The sequence below is a fragment of the Streptomyces sp. NPDC005496 genome, assembly GCF_042872045.1.
GTDB lineage: Bacteria > Actinomycetota > Actinomycetes > Streptomycetales > Streptomycetaceae > Streptomyces.
On sequence record NZ_JBIAJQ010000002.1, the window covers coordinates 939,987 to 955,193 of the forward strand.

Annotated in this window: 9 protein-coding genes; 3 read left to right on the forward strand and 6 right to left on the reverse strand. The window is 71.0% G+C overall.

The window, feature by feature from the left end:
- Positions 1-131: 131 nt before the first annotated feature.
- The 3 genes from ACFYQQ_RS08625 to ACFYQQ_RS08635 all read right to left on the reverse strand — a co-directional run bounded on the left by ACFYQQ_RS08625 (position 132) and on the right by ACFYQQ_RS08635 (position 7,502).
- Positions 132-5,078 (reverse strand): NAD-glutamate dehydrogenase, encoded by a 4,947-nt coding sequence (locus ACFYQQ_RS08625; RefSeq protein ID WP_355787662.1) that lies wholly within the window; start codon positions 5,076-5,078, stop codon positions 132-134.
- A 1,178-nt stretch (positions 5,079-6,256) separates the two neighbouring features.
- A complete protein-coding gene (locus tag ACFYQQ_RS08630) occupies positions 6,257-6,922 on the reverse strand; it encodes an HAD hydrolase-like protein (RefSeq protein WP_356174205.1) in 666 nt (221 codons plus the stop codon).
- Positions 6,923-6,986: 64 nt separating this feature from the next.
- The gene (locus tag ACFYQQ_RS08635) at positions 6,987-7,502 is read right to left on the reverse strand and encodes a DUF6912 family protein (RefSeq protein WP_388903969.1); all 516 of its coding nucleotides are present in this window, start codon (positions 7,500-7,502) and stop codon (positions 6,987-6,989) included.
- Between the two features lie 321 nt (positions 7,503-7,823).
- On the opposite strand from ACFYQQ_RS08635, the gene ACFYQQ_RS08640 reads away from it, so the two are divergent.
- Complete coding sequence (locus tag ACFYQQ_RS08640) at positions 7,824-8,411, forward strand: Rv3235 family protein (protein ID WP_356174200.1); 588 nt, start codon at positions 7,824-7,826, stop codon at positions 8,409-8,411.
- Positions 8,412-8,564: 153 nt separating this feature from the next.
- Here the strand turns inward: ACFYQQ_RS08640 and secA are convergent, their stop codons facing one another.
- Entirely contained in the window at positions 8,565-11,399 is a 2,835-nt protein-coding gene (gene secA, locus ACFYQQ_RS08645) for a preprotein translocase subunit SecA (protein ID WP_355785872.1), read from the reverse strand.
- A gap of 303 nt (positions 11,400-11,702) precedes the next feature.
- Between secA and ACFYQQ_RS08650 the strand changes: the two genes are divergently transcribed.
- Both ACFYQQ_RS08650 and ACFYQQ_RS08655 read left to right on the forward strand, forming a co-directional pair.
- Positions 11,703-12,272, forward strand: a complete 570-nt coding sequence (locus ACFYQQ_RS08650; RefSeq protein ID WP_355785869.1) for a GNAT family N-acetyltransferase — start codon at positions 11,703-11,705, stop codon at positions 12,270-12,272.
- 75 nt (positions 12,273-12,347) lie between these two features.
- Complete coding sequence (locus ACFYQQ_RS08655) at positions 12,348-13,523, forward strand: DNA glycosylase AlkZ-like family protein (protein ID WP_356174196.1); 1,176 nt, start codon at positions 12,348-12,350, stop codon at positions 13,521-13,523.
- 30 nt (positions 13,524-13,553) lie between these two features.
- On the opposite strand, the gene ACFYQQ_RS08660 is transcribed toward ACFYQQ_RS08655, so the two are convergent.
- Positions 13,554-14,300 (reverse strand): response regulator transcription factor, encoded by a 747-nt coding sequence (locus tag ACFYQQ_RS08660; RefSeq protein WP_121402578.1) that lies wholly within the window; start codon positions 14,298-14,300, stop codon positions 13,554-13,556.
- 205 nt (positions 14,301-14,505) lie between these two features.
- Positions 14,506-15,198 carry a ribosome hibernation-promoting factor, HPF/YfiA family gene (hpf, locus tag ACFYQQ_RS08665; RefSeq protein ID WP_388903973.1) on the reverse strand — a complete coding sequence of 231 codons (693 nt, stop codon included), beginning with the start codon at positions 15,196-15,198 and terminating at the stop codon, positions 14,506-14,508.
- Positions 15,199-15,207: the final 9 nt, after the last annotated feature.

Below are 15,207 nucleotides of genomic sequence, written 5' to 3' on the forward strand. Positions count from 1 at the left end.
ACGGCAATGGCCCTGGTGAACTGGTCCGGTAGTGCACCGAACGGGCCCACCGGGGCGGCGGACGGCAGGAAAAAAAGGGGGTGCCCCGGACCGTGCGGTCCGGGGCACCCCCCTCTCGGCTGGGCCGGGGGCTACGAATGCGTCCGCAGCAGCGTCCTCATCGTCCGCATCGCCACCGACAGGTTCGCGAGGTCGAAGGAGTCCGAGCCGCGGATCTCCTCCAGCGTCGTACGGGCGCGGCCGAGGATCGCGGCGTTCTTCTCCTCCCACGCCTTGAAGCGCTCCTCGGGAGTCGAGGTGCCGTTGCCGACGGCCAGGACGTCCGCGGTGAGCGCCGCGTGGGCCGCGTACAGGTCCTCGCGGATGGAGGCGCGGGCCATGGACTGCCAGCGGTCGGCACGCGGGAGCTCGATGATGCGGTCCATGAGCTGGGTGATGCTCAGCCGGTCGGCGAGGTCGTAGTACACCTCGGCGACGGCCATCGGGTCCTTGCCCATGCGGTCGGCCACCGCGACGATGTCCAGCGTCGGGAAGGCCGAGGAGAAGCCCGCCACCCGCTCGGCAAGACCGTCCGGGACACCGGCGCCCGACAGCTCGTCGTAGATCTGCTGGTACCACTCCAGGTCCGCGCCGCGCAGCAGCTTGGGCAGCTCGCCCCAGACCTTGTTGACGCCCTCGCTGAAGAAGGAGATGGTCTCCGCCAGCTGCAAGGGCTGCGGCCGGTTGTTGAGCAGCCAGCGCGTGCCGCGCTCGACGAGCCGGCGGGAGTGCAGGCGGATCCGGGTCTGGACGTCCGCGTCCACGACGGTGTCGAGCGCCTCGACGGCGTCCCACACCGCGCTCGACTCGAAGATCGCGCGGGCCGCGGTCTGGGCCCGGACGATCTCCTCCAGGGAGGCGCCGGTCTCCTCGCGCAGCCGGTGCAGGAAGCTCGTCCCGCCGGTGTTGACGGTGTCGTTGACCAGCACCGTCGTGACGATCTCGCGGCGCAGGGCGTGCGCGTCGATCTGCTCGCGGAACCGCTCGCGCAGCGCCGTCGGGAAGTAGGCGTGCGCCAGCTTCTGCAGGTAGGGGTCGTCGGGCAGCGAGGTGGCGAGCAGCTCGTCGGACACGGTGATCTTCGTGTACGCGAGCAGGACGGCCGTCTCGGGACCGGTGAGGCCCTGCGCGCTGTTCAGGCGCTCGCGGATCTGCCGGTCGGTGGGCAGGAACTCCAGGGCCCGGTTCAGGTGGCCCTCGCGCACCAGGTGGCGGATGAACCGCTGCTGGGCGTGGAGCATGCTGCCGGACTGGGCGAGCGCGTTGGCGATCGCCACGTTCTGCGCGTAGTTGTTGCGCAGGACGAGCTGTCCGACCTCGTCGGTCATCTCGGCGAGCAGCTTGTTGCGCTGCTTGACGGTCAGGTCGCCGTTCGCCACCACCGCGTTGAGCAGGATCTTGATGTTCACCTCGTGGTCGGAGGTGTCCACGCCCGCGCTGTTGTCGATGGCGTCGGTGTTGATCCGGCCGCCGGCTTGCGCGAACTCGATCCGGCCGAGCTGGGTCAGGCCCAGGTTGCCGCCCTCGCCGACGACCTTGACCCGCAGGTCGGCGCCGTCGACGCGGATGGCGTCGTTGGCCTTGTCGCCCACGTCGGCGTGCGACTCGGCGGCGGACTTCACGTACGTGCCGATGCCGCCGTTCCACAGCAGGTCGACCGGCGCGGAGAGGATCGCCTTCATCAGGTCGGCCGGGGTCATCTTGGTGACGCCGGCCTCGATGCCGAGGGCCTCGCGGATGTGCGCGTTGACCGGGATGGCCTTGGCGGTGCGCGGGAAGACACCGCCGCCGGCCGAGATCAGCGCGCTGTCGTAGTCGGCCCAGCTGGAGCGCGGCAGCTCGAAGAGGCGGCGCCGCTCCGCGAACGACGTGGCCGCGTCCGGCTTCGGGTCGATGAAGATGTGCCGGTGGTCGAAGGCCGCGACCAGGCAGATGTGCTCGGACAGCAGCATGCCGTTGCCGAACACGTCACCCGACATGTCGCCGACGCCGACCGCCGTGAAGTCCTCGGTCTGGGTGTCGTGCCCGAGCTCCCGGAAGTGCCGCTTCACCGACTCCCAGGCGCCGCGGGCGGTGATGCCCATCTTCTTGTGGTCATAGCCCGCCGAGCCGCCGGAGGCGAAGGCGTCACCGAGCCAGAAGTCGTACGACTCGGCGACCTCGTTGGCGATGTCCGAGAACGTGGCCGTGCCCTTGTCGGCCGCGACGACGAGGTAGGTGTCCTCGCCGTCGTGGCGGACCACGTCGGCCGGGGGCACGACCTCGCCGCCGACCATGTTGTCGGTGATGTCGAGCAGCGCCGAGATGAAGGTCCGGTAGCTGCGGATGCCCTCGGCCAGCCAGGCGTCGCGGTCCGCGGCCGGGTCCGGCAGCTGCTTGGCGACGAACCCGCCCTTGGCGCCGACCGGCACGATGACGGTGTTCTTCACCATCTGCGCCTTGACCAGGCCGAGGATCTCGGTACGGAAGTCCTCACGCCGGTCGGACCAGCGCAGACCACCGCGCGCGACCTTGCCGAACCGCAGGTGCACGCCCTCGACACGCGGCGAGTACACCCAGATCTCGTACGCCGGGCGCGGCGCCGGGAGGTCCGGGATGGCCTGCGGGTCGAACTTCATGGAGACGTACTCGTGCGGCTTGCCGCCGACGGCGTGCTGGAAGAAGTTGGTGCGCAGGGTCGCCTTGATGAGGTTCAGGAAGGACCTCAGGATGCGGTCCTCGTCGAGGGACGCGACCTGGTCGAGGGCGGCGTCCAGCTCCTCCATCAGCGCGTCGGTCAGCTCTACGCCGGCCCGCTGCCGCTCCGGCGACATGCGCGCCTCGAAGAGCGAGACGAGCAGCCGGGTGGTGTGGACGTTGTTGCGGAGGGTGTCCTCCATGTAGTCCTGGCTGAAGGTGGAACCGGCCTGGCGCAGGTACTTGGCGTACGCGCGCAGCACCATCGCCTGGCGCCAGTTCAGCCCGGCGCTCAGCACGAGGGCGTTGAAGCCGTCGTTCTCGGCCTTGCCGGTCCAGGTGGCGGCGAAGGCCTCCTGGAACCGCTCGCGGCCGTCGTCGCCGAGGTAGTCGCCGCTGCCGTTCTGCGACTTGGGCAGGCGCAGTCCGAAGTCGTAGATCCAGGCGGTCGTCCGGTCCGAGCAGCGCAGCTCGTACGGGCGCTCGTCGGTGACCTCGACGCCCATGCGGTTGAGCGCAGGCAGGACGGCGGAGAGGGAGACCTGCTCGCCGGTGCGGTAGATCTTGAAACGGCGCTCGCCGGGGGCGGCGCCCACCGGCTCGTACAGGCTGAGCGCGAAGTCCTTGGGCTGGTCGCGCTGCTCCTGGGTGAGCTGCTGGAGGTGGACCAGGTCGGCGACGGCGGCGCGCGGGGTGTGGTCGGCCTTGTAGCCCTCGGGGAAGGCGTTGCCGTACCGGCGCAGCAGTTCGGCGGCGCGCTCCTCGCCGCACTCGGCGGTCAGCGCTTCGGCGAAGCCGTCGGCCCAGGAGCGGGCGGCCTCGACGAGCCGCGCCTCGATGCGCTCCTTGTCGCTGTCGGACAGCTGCGGCAGCTCGGTGCCCTGTGGGACCCGGACCACGAAGTGCAGGCGGGAGAGGATCGACTCGGTGTTCCAGGCGGTGAAGTCGACGCTGATGCCGCCGAGCTCCTCCTTGAGGATGTCGATGATCCGCAGCCGGACACCGGTCGTGTAGCGGTCGCGCGGCAGGTAGACGAGGGCGGAGTAGTAGCGGCCGTACTCGTCCTGGCGCAGGTAGAGCCGCAGCCGGCGCCGCTCCTGGAGGTAGAGGACGCTGGTGACGATGGCCCGCAGCTCGTCGACCGGGGTCTGGAAGAGCTCGTCGCGCGGGTACGTCTCCAGGATCTGGAGCAGGTCGCGTCCGTCGTGGCTGTTCGGCGAGAAACCGGCGCCCTTGAGCACCTCTTCGACCTTGCGGCGGATGACGGGCACCCGGCGCACGGACTCGGTGTACGCGGCGGAGGAGAAGAGACCGAGGAAGCGCCGCTCACCGACGACGTTCCCGTTCTCGTCGAACTTCTTCACGCCGACGTAGTCGAGGTACGAGGGCCGGTGGACGGTGGCGCGGCTGTTGGCCTTCGTCAGCACGAGGAGCTTGTGCTCGCGGGCCTTGGCACGGGCGTCGGCGGGCAGCCGCTCGAAGGACGGGCTGACCGGGTGGCTCTCGTCGCCGCCGTGCTGCGGGTCGGAGCGCAGGATGCCGAGGCCGGTGCCGGGCACGGCGGCCAGGGAGTCGTCGTCGCGGAGCTGGTACTCGCGGTAGCCGAGGAAGGTGAAGTGGTCGTCCGCGAGCCAGCGCAGCAGCTCCCGGGCCTCCTCGACCTCCTGGTCGCGCAGGTCGTCCGCGGTCGGCTCCTTGGGCAGCTCCTCGGCGATGCGCAGCGCCGAGTCGCGCATCTTCTCCCAGTCCTCGACGGACTCGCGGACGTCGGACAGCACGCGCAGCAGATCGGCGGTGATCTGCTTGAGGTCGGCGCGGTCGGTCTCACGGTCGATCTCGACGTGGATCCAGGACTCGACGGAGGCGTCGTGCGGGAGGTCACCGCCCGGGCGGCCCGGCAGCACCTCGATCAGCCTGCCCGTCAGATCGCGCCGCACGACGAACTGCGGGTGGATCACGACGTGGATGCCGCGGCCCTGGCGCGAGAGTTCGTTGGTCACGGAGTCGACGAGGAAGGGCATGTCGTCGGTGACGACCTCCACGACCGAGTGCGTGCAGGTCCAGCCGTTCTCCTCCACGGTCGGCGTGTGGACCCGCACGTTGGCCGTGCCCTGCGGGCGGTTCTCCGCCAGCCGGTAGTGCGAGAAGGCGGCTCCGAAGACGTCGACCGGGTCGCGGTCGGTCAGGTCCTCCGGGGCGGTGTGCAGGTAGTAGCGCTGGAGGAACGTGAGCACGGTGTCCCGGTCGGGTGTGCCCTCGCCCGTCGTCCCGGTCGGTAGATGCCCCCCGACCGGGCTGTTCTCAGCTACCCGGGCGGCCCGTTCGAGCAGCTCGGCCTTTGCTTCGTCCAGCTTGGTCTGCATTGTCCTCTGGCTCCTGTCGCGCGCCGTTGCGTGACGTTGAAGGAAGTTCGGTCTCTTCTACGACGTGACGCCGAGACGCGGGGTGTCCGGTCTGTACCGACGCTATGCCGCATGAAGACACGGGCGAGGGGTTATCGGCCATTTTCGGCGCCCCTGCCGGGTGTGACGCTGCTCTCGGCGGCGCCGGTTCGCCGCGGGTACCAGGGGTACGGGGGCCGCTGGGCGCCGGCGGCGTCGTGGCCGCCTCTGCCGTCCCGGCCTGCCCGACCCGCCCGCGCGGACCAGCGAGCGCCGCCCGGACACGGATGTCGTCCGTGCTCTCCGGGCGCAGGGCAGGGGCGACGATGCCCCCGCGAGATATCGCGCTGATCACGCCACCAGGCTATCGCCCCCCACCCGGGCTGAGTCATGAGCCGTATGTGTACAAAAGCAGGGGTCGAACTTTGACACTCTGCACAGGGACGAAAGCCGCGTGTCTGCGCATGCGCAGGGTCCACCTCCCGGCACACGCGCCCGGGGGACGTGCCCGACGCCCGACGGTCCACGTCGCTGGACGCGGGGCCGCCCGCCGGGCGCCCCCGGGAGACCGCCGCCGAAGCGAACGCGTCCCCGCGCGCCGCGGAAGCGGCCACGGCCCGAGTGAACCGGACGCAAGCCCGTCCACCCCGGGTCACGGAAGCCGACGGACCCCCGCGCCGCCGGCGCCTCGGGGGAGACGCGCTGGAGCGGACGTGGGTGCGTCACCGCCCGCCACGAGGGCGGGCCTCAACCCGCACGCCCCCGTGCCGGCTCAGGTCCGCCCGGCACGGGGCACGGGGGCCGCCGAGCCTCCGCGCCACCCGGTGCCTCCGGCGGGCCCGCGCGCTGCGGGTCACGGAGGCGGGCGTGGGTCAGCGGTTCGCGGGTTCCAGACCCGGGCGCAGATCCGTCGTCACGGGACGCGGCAGCCTGCGGCTCCCGGCACCGCCGGCAAACCCGCGCGGGAGCAGACGCGGGTGCGTCGCCGTCGGCGCCAGGCCCAGGCGCAGATCCGTCCGCGCCGGGACACGGGAGCCGACGGACCCCCGCGCCACCCGGCGCCTCCGGCAGATCCGCGCGGGAGCGAACGTGGGCTCGCGCGTCGCGGGTCACGGAAGTGGGCGTGGGGCCGGGCGCCCGGGAGCTGACGTCACCGCAGGTCAGGCGGCCAGCCGTTCGGCTTCCTCGACCGCTTCCTCCAGCGTGTCCACCACCGGCACGCCCACCACCTCCAGGCTGGCGCGGCTGTGGGAGCCGCCGGTGTAGAGCACCGCCTTCGCCCCGACGTGCAGCGCGGCGACCGCATCGTCGGCGGCGTCCCCGATCACGACCGTGCGCGCGGGGTCGACCCGGGCGAGCGCGCCGATGTGCCGCACCATGTGCTCGGCCTTGCTGCCGCCGGAGGGACCGGTCCGCCCGTCGACCCGCAGGAAATGCGGCTCGATGCCGAAGCCGCGCACCAGCGGGACCAGCTCCTCGTGCCCGTACATGCTCAGGATGGACTGGCTGCGCCCCGTGGACCGCCAGCCGGCGAGCAGGTCCGGCACCCCCTCGGTGAGCGCGCAGGCAGTCCGGTGCTGCGCGTAGTACCGGTGGAAGATCTCGTCCATGACGAGCCACTCGGCATCCGTCGGCAGCCTGCCTATCAGGCGCTCGTAGAACTTCGGGACCGGTACGCAGTAGAGCGACCGGTACCGCTCCAGAGTGATCGGCGGGATCCCCAGCTCGGCGAACGCGGCGTTCGTCGCGCCGATGATCGCGGCGTTGTCGTGGAACAGCGTCCCGTTCCAGTCCCACACGATGTGCGCTGCTTCGTGCTTCCCCATATCCAGAAAATACCCGCCGCCACCGACAACCGACCGCGAACGTCTGTACGCCCTCCGCGACCCCTCAGTCGCCGAGCCCCACCAGGTTGGGGATCTCCTGCGTCGCGTACCAGAGCAGCTCGTGGTCCTCGGCGCCGTCGACGGTGAACTGGGCGTCGTCGTCCCCGAGGTCCGCCGCGCCCAGCGCCTGCGCGGCGGCTACGACGTCCGCCTCCGCCTCGTCCGAGTCGACGTGCACGGCGGCCGCGCCGGAGAGCCGGACGGGCCCCGCGATCCGCACCTCGCCGAGCGCCGCCGTGTCGAGCCCCCGGTCGGGGTCGGCCTGCGCGGCCCCGTCGGGCACGTCGACCGCGACGACGACCCGGCGCCGGGGAGCGCCCGGGTCGACCGCGATGAGCCGCAGGGAGGCGAGCGCGGCCCGGTTGAGCGCCGCGTACTCCAACTCCTCCAGGTCGTCCGAGAGGTACCACTCACGCAGCGCGGGGGTGACGGCGTACGCGGCGACCGGTCCCGTCCCCAGCTCTCCCGTCTTGTACGCCTCGGCGAGACCGGAGAGGGTCAGGGGGACGTAGACGCGCATGGCTGGCCGCTTTCGTAGTCGGTGGGCCCCCAGGGCGGTTCCCGCGCCTCCGGGAGGGCCTTCAGGATACGTGCGGGTGTCCCCCTTCGGGGTCCGGGCCGTACGCCGACGGCTGTCAACCCGCGTCCAGGACTTCACCCGGTGCGCCCCCGCCGTACCGGTCTCCGGCGGCCCCTCGGTCACTCTGATAAGTGAACCGGTCCTGCCCCGCCGACGCGCTCCCCCGGTCCTTGCCGCCGCGTCCCGGCGGCCCGTACAAGATCCCCACCAGCAAGTTACCGCCCGGTATTCATCCGGGTTCCAGGAAAACGGGGACACCACATGAACAAGGTGATGACCAGGGCCAGGCGCAGTGCCGGCGGCCGTCCGCCCGTCCGCCACGACACGCGCCGCCCGAGCGGGACCCCGCCCCGCGCCCCCGGCGGTGGCGCCCCGCGCGCCCTGCCCCGCGGCGGCCGCCAGCCGGCCCCGGAGGCCACAGGAGCCCCCTCCCGCCCGGCGGCGGCCGTGCCCGCGCCGCCGGCCCCCGCGCGGCCCGCCGGCGCGCCGGTGGTCGCCCCGGCTCCCCGGCCCAGGCCGACCGACGTCTTCGCCGACCGGCTGCTGGCCGTGCTCAGCGGCGGGCGCCCGGTGCACTCGATGCTCCGCCACACCGCAGGCCGCGCCTACGACGAACTGGCCTGGCTGGCGGAGCACAACCCGCTGCGCACCCGCGGCACCCGTCCCGTCGTCCGCGACCTCGGCTACTACGTGCCGCGCCCGGGCGCCGTCGAGGTCTTCGCCCGCATCGGCGCGGGTGAGCAGCTGCGCGCCATGGCGTTCCGGCTGGAGCAGGGCGCCGACCTGCGCTGGCGCTGCACGGCCGTGGAGCTGGGCGGCCCCCGGATGCCCCGCCCGGACGACGACTGAGCCCGCGTCCGCTCCGGCACTCCCCGCCCCGCGCCCCCTCCCGGGGACGGGAACACGAAGGCCGGGCACCCTCGGGGTACCCGGCCTCCACGACCATCGACGGTCACGCGCGACGATCACACGGCGGCGATCACCCGGCGTCCGCCGCGTCCGCTACTTCTTGCGGCGACGGCCGCCCTTCTGCTGCTTGCGGCGCTCCGCGCGCGTGAGGCCGTCCGCCTCGGAGCGCACCGGCTCGTCGCCGTCCACGAATTCGCCCTCGACGATGCCGCCCTCGCCGTCCACGGTGGGCGCGGAGAAGTGCAGCCGGTCCGGCCGCTGCGGGGCGTCGAGGCCCTTGGCGCGGATCTCGGGACGCGCGCCCGCGGGGACGGCGTCCTCCTTCTGCAGCGACGGCGCGTCCTGCACCGGGACCTCCTCGACCTGCTGCTCGACCTGGACCTCCAGGTTGAACAGGTAGCCGACGGACTCCTCCTTGATGCCGTCCATCATGGCGGTGAACATGTCGAAGCCCTCGCGCTGGTACTCCACCAGCGGGTCCTTCTGCGCCATGGCGCGCAGGCCGATGCCCTCCTGGAGGTAATCCATCTCGTAGAGGTGCTCGCGCCACTTGCGGTCGAGGACCGACAGGACGACCCGGCGCTCCAGTTCGCGCATGATCTCGGAGCCGAGCTGCTCCTCACGGGCCGCGTACTGCTCGTGGATGTCGTCCTTGATGGACTCGGAGATGAACTCGGCGGTCAGGCCCGCCCGGTCACCGGCCGCGTCCTCCAGCTCCTCGACGGTGACCTTCACCGGGTAGAGCTGCTTGAAGGCGCTCCACAGCCGGTCCAGGTCCCACTCCTCGGCGAAGCCCTCGGCGGTCTCCGCCTCGATGTACGCGTCGATCGTGTCGTCCATGAAGTGCTGGATCTGCTCCTGCAGGTCCTCGCCCTCCAGGACGCGGCGGCGCTCGCCGTAGATGACCTCGCGCTGCCGGTTGAGCACCTCGTCGTACTTCAGGACGTTCTTGCGGGTCTCGAAGTTCTGCTGCTCGACCTGCGACTGCGCGGAGGCGATGGCACGGGTGACCATCTTGTTCTCGATCGGCACGTCGTCGGGGACGTTCGCCATCGACATCACGCGCTCGACCATCTGCGCCTTGAACAGCCGCATCAGGTCGTCGCCGAGGGAGAGGTAGAAGCGGGACTCGCCCGGGTCGCCCTGACGGCCGGAACGACCGCGCAGCTGGTTGTCGATGCGCCGCGACTCGTGGCGCTCGGTGCCGAGCACGTAGAGCCCGCCGAGGTTCTTGACCTCCTCGAACTCGGCCTTCACGGCCTTCTCCGCGCGCTCCAGGGCGGCGGGCAGGGCGGCGGCCCACTCCTCGATGTGCTCCTCGGGGTCGAGGCCGCGCTGGCGCAGCTCTGCCTCGGCGAGGTCGTCGGGGTTGCCGCCGAGCTTGATGTCCGTACCGCGGCCGGCCATGTTCGTGGCGACGGTGACGGCGCCCTTGCGGCCGGCCTGGGCGATGATCGGCGCCTCACGGTCGTGCTGCTTGGCGTTCAGCACCTCGTGCTGGACTCCGCGCTTGGAGAGCTGCTGCGAGAGGTACTCGGACTTCTCGACCGACGTCGTACCGACGAGGATCGGCTGGCCCTTCTCGTGCTTCTCGACGATGTCGTCGACGACCGCCTCGAACTTCGCGACCTCGGTGCGGTAGATCAGGTCGGACTGGTCCTTGCGGACCATCGGCCGGTTGGTCGGGATCGGGACGACGCCCAGCTTGTAGATCTGGTGGAACTCGGCGGCCTCGGTCATCGCCGTACCGGTCATGCCGGAGAGACCCGGCAGTTCCTTGCCCTGCTGGTCGTGGCGCTTGTAGAGGCGGAAGAAGTTCTGCAGGGTGATCGTGGCGAGGGTCTGGTTCTCGTCCTTGATGTCCACCCCTTCCTTCGCCTCGATCGCCTGGTGCATGCCCTCGTTGTAGCGGCGGCCGGCGAGGATACGGCCGGTGTGCTCGTCGACGATCATGACCTCGCCGTCGATGACGACGTAGTCCTTGTCCTTCTTGAAGAGCTCCTTGGCCTTGATGGCGTTGTTCAGGTAGCCCACCAGCGGGGTGTTGACCGACTCGTAGAGGTTGTCGATGCCGAGCCAGTCCTCGACCTTGGCGACACCGGGCTCGTGGATCGCCACGGTGCGCTTCTTCTCGTCGACCTCGTAGTCGCCGGTCTCCTCGATGCCCTTGAGCGGGTTGCCCGGCTCGCCCTTCTTCAGGCGCGTGACCAACTTGGCGAAGTCGCCGTACCACTTGGTGGCCTGGTCGGCGGGGCCCGAGATGATCAGCGGCGTACGCGCCTCGTCGACGAGGATGGAGTCGACCTCGTCGACGATGGCGAAGTTGTGGCCGCGCTGGACGAGTTCGTCCTGGGACCACGCCATGTTGTCGCGCAGGTAGTCGAAGCCGAACTCGTTGTTCGTGCCGTACGTGATGTCGCACGCGTACTGCTCGCGGCGCTGGGCCGGCGTCATGTTGGCGAGGATGCAGCCGACGCTCAGGCCCAGGAACTTGTGGACGCGGCCCATCATCTCCGAGTCGCGCTCGGCCAGGTAGTCGTTCACCGTGATGAGGTGGACGCCCTTCCCGGAGAGGGCGTTCAGATACGCGGGCAGCGTGCCGACCAGGGTCTTGCCCTCACCGGTCTTCATCTCGGCCACGTAGCCGAGGTGGAGCGCGGCACCGCCCATCATCTGCACGTCGTAGTGACGCTGGCCGAGGACGCGCTTGGCGGCCTCGCGGACGGTGGCGAACGCCTCGGGAAGCAGGTCGTCGAGGCTCTCGCCGTCGGCGTACCGCTGCTTGTACTCATCGGTGAGGGCCCGCAGCTCGGCGTCGGAGAGGTCGACGAAGTCCTCTTCGATGGAGTTGACCTGGTCCGCGATGCGGTGCAGCTTGCGCAGGATCTTGCCTTCGCCTGCACGCATGATCTTCGAGAGGACGGACACGGGGGTTGGTCTCCTTGCCGGTCGGGCCTGGGACGGTCGGTTTTCCTTGATGCAACAGAGCAACGGCCATCGTATGCGAGGACCCCGCCACGCCGGGAGGTCTGCTCTCGTGACAGCTACCAGGACAACGGGCGGGGACGGCGGATGGTGCCGCGTCCGGTCGCGAAATGAACTAAATGTGACCGCACCCTCACCCACCGTCCACCGGTGGCGGGTCTCGCGTCCCCGCGCGCGTGGGGCCCGTTCGGCCGCACGCGCGCCAAAGCGATGGCGCCCCCGCGGCGGCCCGAGCAGAATCGGCCGATGGAACCCGTCACGCTGACCACCGAACGTCTCCGGCTGCGCCCCGTGGGCCCGCAGGACGCCGAGACCGTGTACGCCGCCGTGCAGGACGCCGACATCCAGCGCTGGACGACGATCCCCTCGCCGTACCTGCGCGAGCACGCCGAGGGGTTCCTCGCACAGATGGTCCCGGACGGCTGGGCGGACGGTTCGATGTTCACGTTCGGGGTCTTCCTCCCCTCCGGGCAGCTCGCCGGCATGCTCAGCCTCACGATGCGCTCCCTGGGGGTGGCCGAGGTCGGCTACTGGACCGCCAAGGAGCACCGGGGCAACGGGTACATCACCGAGGCCGTCCTCGCCGCCTCCCGCTGGGCCTTCACCGAACGCGCCATCGACCGCGTGGAGTGGCGGGCCGAGGTCGGCAACGCGGCCTCCCGCGCGGTCGCCGAACGGGCGGGCTTCACCGTGGAGGGCACCCTGCGCTCCGCCCTCAACAACAAGGGCGTACGACGCGACTGCTGGGTGGCGTCCCTGCTCCCCTCAGACCTCGGACTGCCGTCCTCGGCCCCCTACCTGCCCGCCCCCGCGTGACCACCGCGACCTGAGGGGGTGCGCGATCACCCCGCCCCGCGACGAGTGTCAGTGGCACCGCCTACCGTGTGGGGCATGACGAGTCTGCCGCGTCCCACCACCGCGCTCTCCGCCGACGAGGCCCGCCGGATCGCCCTGCGCGCCCAGGGATTCCTGGGCGCCCCCGACCGCAGGGGCGGAGTGCGGGGCGTCCTGCGGCACCTGGGCGCGGTGCAGCTCGACACGATCTCGGTGCTGGCCCGCTCCCACGAACTCGTCCCGTACGCCCGGCTGGGAGCCGTCGGCCGCAGGACGGTGGACCAGGCGTACTGGACCGACACGCACGCCTTCGAGTACTGGTCCCACGCCGCCTGCATCCTGCCCATCGAGGAGTGGCCGCACTTCGCCTTCCGCCGCCGCGCCTACCGCGCCCGCCCGCACTGGAACCACGACCTGCCGGACGGCACGTACGAGCAGGTCATCAAGCAGCTGCGCACCGAAGGCCCGCTCACGGCCACCGAGTTGGGCGGCGCCAAGAAGACCAGCGAGTGGTGGGACTGGTCGGGCACGAAGGTCGCCGTGGAGCGCGCGCTGATGTACGGCGAGGTGGTGTGCACCGAGCGGCGCGGCTGGAAGCGGGTGTACGACCTCGCGGAGCGCGCCGTCCCGCAGGCCCTGCTGCACGACGAGCTGGACGACGCCGAGTGCCTGCGCCGCCTCGTCCGCCTCGCCGGCCGCTCCCTGGGCGTCGGCACGCGCGCGGACATCGCCGACTACCACCGCCTCAAGGGTGAGCAGGTCGACGCGGTGATCGCGGACTCGGGGCTGGTGCCGGTGACGGTGGAGGGCTGGGGGAAGCCGGCCTGGGCCGACCCGGCCGCGCTGGAGACACCCCCGCGGGGGCGGCACCGCACGACGCTGCTGTCGCCGTTCGACTCGCTGGTCTGGGAGCGGGCGCGCACGGAGCGGATCTTCGGCTTCACTCACCGCCTGGAGGCGTACGTCCCGAAACCCAAGCGCGTCTACGGCTACTTCGCGATGCCCGTCCTCGCCGGCGGCCGTCTCGTCGGCCGTGTGGACCCCGCCCGCGAGGGCAGCACCCTGGTCGCCAAGCAGGTGACCCTGGAGGGCCCGAGGGCGGTGCCGTCGGTGGCGCAGGCGCTCGTGGAGGCCGCGAGCTGGGTGGACTGCACGGACGTGCGTGTGGAGCGGGTCGACGCACCGGAGCTGCGCGCGCCGCTCGCGGCGGAGCTGGCCCGGGCACTGGCCTGAGCGTCCGGCGCCGGCCCGGCGCCCGTCGGTTCAGCGGATTTCGAGGATCTTCTCGCGCATCGCGTAGACGACCGCTTCCATCCTGGAGTGCAGCTGCAGTTTCTCCAGGATGTTGCGCACGTGGTTCTTCACGGTGTTCTCGGAGATGAACAACTGCTTGGCGATGTCGCGGTTGTTCATTCCCGTCGCGACCAGTTTGAGGACTTCGAGTTCGCGGTCCGTCAGCCGGGGCGCGGGCACCAGGCGCCGCTCGTCCGTGCGCTGGATCATCGACTTGAACTCGGTGAGCAGTTTCGACGCCATGGACGGGCTGATCTGCGACTGTCCGTCGGCGACCGCGCGAATGGCCGTGGCCACCTCGTCCGTGGAGATCTCCTTGAGGAGATAGCCGGTGGCGCCCGCCTTGATCGCGTCGTAGAGGTCGGCCTCCTCGTCGCTGATCGTCAGCATGATGATCTTCGCGCTGGGGGCGACCTCCTTGATGGAGGTGCACGCCTCGATCCCGCCGCGCTTGGGCATCCGGACGTCCATCAGCACGATGTCGGGCAGCAGGTCGGCGGCCTTGTCGACCGCCTCGGCGCCGTCACCCGCCTCACCGACGACCTGGATGTCCTCCTCGGCCGCGAGCACGATCTCCAGGCCGCGGCGGAAGAGGGCGTGGTCGTCCACGACCAGAACCCGGATGGGCTCCTTGCGTGGAGGGCCCGCGTCCGGGCCCATGCCGACGACGCCGTCGTCGGCGTCCTCGTCACGCATCGGTCCGAAGCTGTCCGGCATCGATCCTCCCCCTGAAGGCCGTGGCCTGCGTTCCTGTGCCATCGCCAACCCAAGGCTGCGGCCCACGGGTTGGGCCGGTCCGGCCATGATTCCATGCCCGGACGACAGTGCGGGCACAGCGCGGGGCGTGAAGTGGTCGCACACCGGTGCCCCTGGGGGCGCACGCGCTCACCAGGGGCACCGGCTCGGCTGTCACCGGAGGAGGTCAGCCGCCGAGCGCACCGCCCGGCGCGGCGGGGTCGGCCTGGGCGACCATCGGGTCCGTGTTGAGGTGGATGACGCCGTAGTCGTAAGCGTGCCGCCGGTAGACGACACTCGGTTCCTTCGTCTCGGAGTCGACGAACAGGTAGAAGTCGTGCCCGACCAGCTCCATCTCGTAGAGCGCCTGGTCGAGCGTCATCGGGGCGGCCACGTGGGTCTTCTCGCGGACGACGAGGGGGCCTTCGCCCATGACCTCGAGCGAACCGATCTTCTTGGTCGGCACACTGTCCGACGGCTCTTCGTGGACGACGCTCCCGTCGCCGTTCAGCGTCGCCGCGCCCGGCACCGTGTCGGCGACCTCGGCCGCCGAGAGCCTGCCGTTCCCGCGGCGCGTGTGGCGCTTGTCGTGCTGCTTGCGCAGACGGGCCTCGAGCTTGTCCGCCGCCAGGTCGAGAGCCGCATACGGATCGTTTGCCGCTGCCTCCGCCCGGATGACCGGACCGCGCGAGCGGAGCGTGATCTCCACCCGGTCACAACGGTCCGCCTGCCTCGGGTTGGGCTCCTTGGACACCTCGACGTCGAGGCTGATCACCTTGCCATCGAGCTTCTGGATCTTCTCCAGCTTCAGCTTCTCGGCCACGTGCTTGCGGAACCGCTCGGGCACCTCGGTCTTGCGGCCCTTGACGACGATGTCCACGCAGAACTC